Source organism: Bacteroidota bacterium, from assembly GCA_016183775.1.
Classification (GTDB): Bacteria; Bacteroidota; Bacteroidia; order JABDFU01; family JABDFU01; genus JABDFU01.
In genome coordinates this window covers 1-6,887 of the sequence record JACPDY010000134.1, presented here as the reverse complement: position 1 = coordinate 6,887, position 6,887 = coordinate 1, and the positions used below count along the sequence as shown (strand labels likewise).

Genomic DNA, 6,887 nt, shown 5'->3' with positions numbered 1-6,887 from the left:
AGGGCGGTTCTAAAAATTGGTTAACAAAAAAGTGAATAAAAACAAGGAGATAAAACAAGTGAAAGCGTTAATGGTTAATACCTTTGTAAAGCACCAATACCAAAGCACCATGCAAAGTAAAAAAACCGCAGCCCGAGGATTGTTTGATGAATTTGATGTACAGGAAAAACTAAGCAAACTAAAGGATCCGTTGGAACAATTAAGCAAGAAAATAAATTTCGAGCAATTTCGCCCGATATTGGATGGTATGCATGAAGGGGTAGAACGTAAAAGCAATGCGGGAGCCAAGCCATACGATGTGGTGTTGATGTTTAAAATATTGATATTGCAACGGCTGTACAGTTTATCAGACGAGCAAATGGAATTTCAGATAAATGATCGGTTGAGCTTCCGGCGGTTCTTATCGATGACCCTAAGTCATCGCGTACCGGATTGCAACACGATATGGAACTTCAAGGAAAAATTGAAAGAAAACGATAATGAGAAAAAACTATTCGATCATTTTTACGACATATTAGAAAAGGGCGGCTTAGTATTAAACACAGGCAAAATGGTAGATGCCAGTTTCCATGAAGTTCCCCGCCAGCGTAACAGCAGAGAAGAAAACGACCAGTTAAAAAAAGGAGAAGTTCCGCAAACATGGCAGAACAAACCCGATAAGTTATCGCATAAAGATACAGAGGCCACCTGGACAAAGAAAAATGAGCAAAGCTATTATGGATACAAGAATCACATTAAGTCAGACGCAAAAAGCAAACTCATTGATAAGTACCATGTAACTACAGCAAGTACACACGACTCCCAGGCATTGGAACAATTACTTACAGAAAAGGACGAAGGCCAACCGCTTTATGCCGATAGCGCTTACACAGGAGAAGATCAGGAAAAAACCATAGCTAAAGCGAAAATGATAAACCGTGTACACGAAAAAGGGTATCGCAACAAGCCATTAACACCCTTACAAAAAGAAAACAATCGCAAAAAATCAAAGGTGCGTGCACGGGTAGAACATATTTTCGGATTCATGGAGAACAGCATGCATGAGGCCAGCTATATGCGCTGTATAGGCATAGCGAGGGCAAAAGTAACAATAGGATTAACCAACCTGGCTTACAATATATGTAGAGCGGTACAATTAGGACTGAATATGTTCACACAAAGGGATGAAGAAAAATAAAAACAACACAAAAGCAAACAAAAAAATAGCAAGAAACAGTAAACAACAGCGACTTAAAAATAGAAAACCGAAAAAAAATTAACCGAAAAATTCAATCGTCATGAAAAAATCAATTTTTGGAACCGCCCTAAATAATGACGGTTGGATTTTATATAGCGACATTCATAATCCTTCTTGTACTCTTCTTCAATGCCTGCCTGAAACAAAAACAGAGGAGGCTCTTGTGAAATAAGAGCCTCCTCTGTAATCGCTGGTTTAACCACAAACCTGTAATTTTTGAACTACTATCTCTTCTGTCGATTCTTTAGGCCTCTCTATCAATCGTGAGGCGTGTCCAAAAGTCAAAACATTAAATTCCTGCATTTTCATAAAAATTAAATTTTAAGGTTTCCTAACAACCACAACCCATTAAATTTTTGACCCTAACCAGTTGTTATACTTGATGATCTCTGCATCTTCCAAAACATCATTTTGAACAAACAGTTTCACCTTTTCCAATAGCTTCTTGTTAAACTTCAGGAAGCCTACCGTTATCATCTGGCTTATAATTGATATCAGCTCCACCTCCCGCTTATGTTCAGGACGCTTAAATAATTTCTTATACTGTTTTCTCACCTGGGTAATTTTATATTCCAGGAGATCGAGATCATTTAGCTCATAACGGATGATCAGCTCAGCAATAGTGATCTTAAATTTCAGCGTTTCATCCGCATTTTTATAACTATCGTGTATGTATAGTTTGTTAAGGTTGCGGATCGCCTGCTGGTAATTCTGTTTGTCAAACCACAATATAGCCAGATTCAAATAAATGAACATGTCGTAAAAAGATGCGCTGTAAAGTTTCTTATTCTCCTTTAACTCTTCAAGTATATGAATCGCTTTGTCCTTGTCCAGAACCGAATAGTTGATCACCAGTGAATTGTGATAAAAGAACTGGTATTTGTCGCGCATAAGTCCGTTAAACTCATCCATCGCTGCTTTAAGCTGATCAACATACTCGAGCGATTGTTCGAACTTCTTATTTTTAAATAAACTGTTCACGATATAAGTGAGCATTTGCAGTTTTACATCGTGATTACCCCTGTTAAACAAATTCTCCTTTTTAAATGTTGAATACGTTGTCAGCAGATAATTTTCCAGAGAAATATAATCATGTTTCTGCAGCAACACCTGGCTTACTGCGTTATAAATCTTAAACCTAAGCACAGGACTATTCTTTATGTCTTTGTCATTTGAAAAATCATTGATCGTTTTTTCAAGCAGCTTCAATACAGGGGTTTCCTTTTCAGAATAGTTCTGGGTTATTTTAAGCCGGTAACTTACCGCGGCAAGAATATCATCAATCTGCCGGATACTGTATAGTTTTTCCCGGTTTTCTTTTCTCTTTTTTATATACTCTTCGGGGTCAACCGAAACAATTTCGTGCGATAGTTTAATATATTCTCCATATATTATATCAAGGAGATCATACGCTTCTATTGCGGAAGCATTGCCTTCCGCCTTTTTTATAAACCTTAATGCTAAAGCATATTTATTTTTAGCGAAATAAAACCGCACCAACGACAACAAATGAAGCACATAAATAATATCATCCTTACTATAATGCAGCAAAAGAATACTTTCATTAATACTTTCGATGAGCCGGTTCTTTAACCTGTAAAACGAATTACGGTCACCTCCCGGATATAACTTTTTTACTATCTTTTCCTCATCATACTTTTCCTCCACACGCCTTATATAATCAAACAACTCAATGTCTTTCCGATCTGTATGATCATACATACGCTTAGCCATCAATTTAAAGTGCCTGATATCCTCTTTATTAAGCCCAAGTATTATTTGATTCAATATGTCCATATAATTTCCAATTTTGAACGAGTAAGAAAATTAGCAATTTTATTTCATATTTAACAAAGTATCTCCTATTTTTACATAACAAGATTGCGCACCAATAAAATTGTCAAATTTATATTATAAGGAACGGGTGAACTTTAAACCACATAAAATGGACAAAATTGTTTCCAGAATTTGGTTGGCTTGCATAATATTGCTTGTTTTCCAATTAAACCAGTTAAATGCTCAAGTAAAATTAAGTGTTACAAGGGTTAAATTTGAGAAAGACACGGCCACGTTAGGATCTTCTGATAGACTTTCTGTAACAGTTAAAAACACCGGCAACCTGGCATTTAATGGTAAAATTTATATTGATTATAAAAGCAACGGTGCATCAGGAGGGACGACTCCTGTAAAATTTGACTCTACAAAAGCAGCCGTTAATTTTAATGCAAACGATACACTTGTATTTTCACCAACCTATTTTATTATTGACCAACAAAACTTTCGCAAGGGTCCTAATATTGTGGTAGTTTGGCCACGTGCTAATGGAGTAACAGCGATTGATTCGGGCAAAACAACCATTATTGTTATTGACCCATTAGGAATATCGGACGTACTTGTGCCTGAAAACGGCTTTGTTTTATACCCCAATCCAGCCTATTCACGTATATATATACTGCCAATAGATTCCAAAATTGGCATTGAAAACGTAAGAATATTTGACAATGTCGGGAATTTGGTTAAAACCCTAAAATGCAACAATAACCTGATCGATATAGATGGTTTAGAAAGTGGTCTTTACATGCTTGAAATTGAAACAACTACCCATGAGCGATTTGTAAAGCGGTTTTTGAGGGAATGAAAAAACTGTACTTTACCCTTTGTTTGGCCGCTGTAGCAGCAGGACATCTGTTTGCTGTTGGCAACAGGAATTACACCTCAACAGAAAAAAAAGATCCCCTCCATACGGCAGAAATAAACTCCTGGATAGCTGAGCAAAAACCGCTCGGTTTCCAGGAGAATAAAGGACAGGTGGCTGATGACAAAGGCAATCTTGTACCTTTTGTACTATTCAAGGCTGAAACTCCCAATCTCAATATTTGGATAACCAATACTGGCCTTACCTACCAGTTTTTAAAACTGGAAGAGGACGCAAACAATAATGCAGAACAGCAAGTCGGAGTTCTTGAAGAAAAAAATAGCGGCGAATGGCACCGGGTAGATATGGTTTTAAAAAATGCAACGATCAAAAAAGAAAACGTTCTGACTGAAGGAGATATTACACAAGGAGAAGTAAATTACTACCTCCCCCATTGTCCAAATGGAATATTTAATGTAAAAACTTATAGCAAAATAATTATAAAGGAAATTTACCCTGGAATTGACTGGATACTTTATACATCCTATAGCGCACTTAAACACGATTTTATAGTTCACCCCCATGCTGACCCCAACCAAATAAAATTCATATACGAAGACAGCGGAAAACTAAATGTAAAACGCAATCAAATCCATTTTGAAAACAAACTGGGAGAAATTGCCGAAGGAGAACTTCTCTGTTATCAGGGCAACGAATCAAATGTTATTACATCTAATTACACCTTTAAAAAAAATGAAACTCCCTTATATTTAGGAGCAGGTAATATACCGGTAACAAATAAAAAATGCCTATCTCAAAAAGCAGAAGTTATTTCCGAAAAAAATATTTTCTCCTATGAAATAGGATTTAACTTAAACAATTACATCAAAAGCCAATCACTTATCATTGACCCCCAATTAGTATGGGCTACTTTTTACGGTGGAAATGGAATAGACGGGCCCATGAGTACAGAAGTAGATGCGAATGGAAATGTTTATGTAACTGGATACGTGTCATCAACTAATTTCCCCCTTCAAAACTGGGCTGGTGGGTATAATCAGGGGATCTTAGGTGGCAACAGTGATATCTTCATCTTGCGTTTTACTAATGCCGGTGCTCTAACTTGGGCTACCTATTATGGAGGGAGTTTTAATGATCTGGGCAATTATATTGCCATAGATGGGAACAATAACGTGTTTGTAACTGGATGGACAATATCTGGAAATTGTCCACTTCAAACCTGGCTGGGAGGGTATAATCAAGGAGTTAAAGGAGCAGGAGCTGATGTTTTAATTTTGTGTTTTACAACTACCGGTGCTCTTACTTGGGCTACCTATTATGGAGCAAGTGGCAATGAAGGGGGAAATTCCATTGCTTGCGATGGTGCGAATAATATTTACATAACGGGATATACAAATGGTGGTTTCCCCACCCAAACATGGCTTGGAGCTTATAATCAGGGAGTTTTTGGAGGAGGAGCATTCAGTAATGATATTTTTATTTTGCGTTTTACAAACACCGGGGTTCTCACTTGGGCTACTTATTTTGGAGGAAGTGGAAGTGAATCAGGATATGCTATTGACATAGACACAGGAAACAATCTGTATCTAACAGGAAATACTTCCGGCAATTTTCCACTTCAAATCTGGGCAGGAGCATATAACCAAGGCGTCTTTGGTGGTGGAACATGGGACTCTTTCATCTTGCGTTTTACCAATATCGGGGTTCTCACTTGGGCTACTTATTTTGGAGGAAGTGGAAGTGATGAAGGATTTTCTATAGACATGGACATTGGAAACAATCTGTATCTAACAGGAAATACTTCCGGCAATTTTCCACTTCAAATCTGGGCAGGAGCATATAATCAAGGCGTCTTTGGTGGTGGAACATTTGACATTTTCTTATTGCGTTTTACAAACACCGGGGTTCTCACTTGGGCTACATATTATGGAGGAAATGGTGCAGAATATTATTCGACATATGACAACATTACAATTGATCTTTGCGAAAATATATTTATTGGCTTCAACACTACATCAACCAACATCTTCACTTTCGGAAATACCCCATGTGAGTATTATGATGCAACTTTTAATGGGGGTACTCAGGATATTTTTCTTGTTAAATTCAGTAATATAGGTATTGTAAAGTGGGCAACTTATTTTGGTGGAGATGGGTACGATTACCGGGAGGCATTAGACCTTGACAATGCAGGGAATTTATTTGTTGCAGGGGAATGGCAGTCAGTTACAAGCTCAGCAACTTATCCCGTAACCGATCCCGGGGGAGGCGCCTATTATGATGCAACCTTCAATGGTGGTACTGATGATAGCTACATTGCTAAGTTTATTCCCACTACACCTACCTATGCCAAAAATCAGGTAAACACCACGAGTTGCAGTCCATGCAATGGCAGTGCAACTATAAATTTAACGTGTAGTGAGCCGAATTATAGCTATGTATGGAGTAATGGCAGTTCAACATTAAATAACACAAGTACTACTAATACAATTACCGGTCTTTGCCCGGGAAATTATACAGTAACAGTAACAAGTAATTGTAATCAAACGCAAACGGCAACGGCAACGTTTGTCATTACGGGCACACCCTGCGAGACCTGCACTTTAACAGGACAATTTACCAAGGGCACAGTCAACTGCACCAATTGCGGCTGTAAAGAATGGGTAATGATAACCGCTACCGGCGGCACAAGCCCTTACTCCTACTCCTGGCCCGATGGTTATACAAACAGATATAAGAACAACCTATGTCCGGGTGCATACACCATAAATATTAAAGATAAAAACGGTTGCAGTATAAATGTTAATTTGACGGCACCTTGAAATATAACTAAGGGATGCCGTCGCTTAAAGCGCAATGTCATTAAGTTGGATGATAACTTTATGAATTATAGGGGGTTAAAGAACAGATTCCTCTGTTCTTTGATGTAACCAAACATCCCCCCTATGACTACAAACATACAAATTTTGAATACACTCAAGCAGTATATTGAAA

The 6,887-nt window shown here is 37.8% G+C and carries 4 protein-coding genes; 3 read left to right on the top strand and 1 reads right to left on the bottom strand.

Translation table 11 applies throughout. The annotated features are described in order from the left end of the window. Positions 1-109 precede the first annotated feature (109 nt). Entirely contained in the window at positions 110-1,177 is a 1,068-nt protein-coding gene (locus tag HYU69_15545; protein ID MBI2271754.1) for an IS5 family transposase, read from the top strand. A gap of 408 nt (positions 1,178-1,585) precedes the next feature. Here HYU69_15545 and HYU69_15540 read toward each other — a convergent pair whose 3' ends face one another. Beyond that, on the bottom strand, positions 1,586-3,034 hold the full coding sequence (locus HYU69_15540; protein MBI2271753.1) for a hypothetical protein: 1,449 nt from the start codon (positions 3,032-3,034) through the stop codon (positions 1,586-1,588). A 148-nt stretch (positions 3,035-3,182) separates the two neighbouring features. Between HYU69_15540 and HYU69_15535 the strand changes: the two genes are divergently transcribed. Both HYU69_15535 and HYU69_15530 read left to right on the top strand, forming a co-directional pair. Further along, positions 3,183-3,875, top strand: coding sequence for a T9SS type A sorting domain-containing protein (locus tag HYU69_15535; GenBank protein MBI2271752.1), 693 nt, complete (start codon positions 3,183-3,185; stop codon positions 3,873-3,875). Beyond that, positions 3,872-6,715: an SBBP repeat-containing protein gene (locus HYU69_15530; GenBank protein MBI2271751.1), complete on the top strand. Its 2,844-nt coding sequence runs from the start codon at positions 3,872-3,874 to the stop codon at positions 6,713-6,715. The genes HYU69_15535 and HYU69_15530 overlap by 4 nt, the downstream gene beginning before the upstream one ends. The last annotated feature ends 172 nt before the right edge of the window (positions 6,716-6,887 follow it).

Excerpts from the sequence above, each read along its gene's own strand:
- HYU69_15545 (MBI2271754.1), top strand. The coding sequence starts at position 110 with ATGCAAAGTAAAAAAACCGCAGCCCGAGGATTGTTTGATGAATTTGAT.
- HYU69_15540 (MBI2271753.1), bottom strand. The coding sequence starts at position 3,034 with ATGGACATATTGAATCAAATAATACTTGGGCTTAATAAAGAGGATATC.
- HYU69_15535 (MBI2271752.1), top strand. The coding sequence starts at position 3,183 with ATGGACAAAATTGTTTCCAGAATTTGGTTGGCTTGCATAATATTGCTT.
- HYU69_15530 (MBI2271751.1), top strand. The coding sequence starts at position 3,872 with ATGAAAAAACTGTACTTTACCCTTTGTTTGGCCGCTGTAGCAGCAGGA.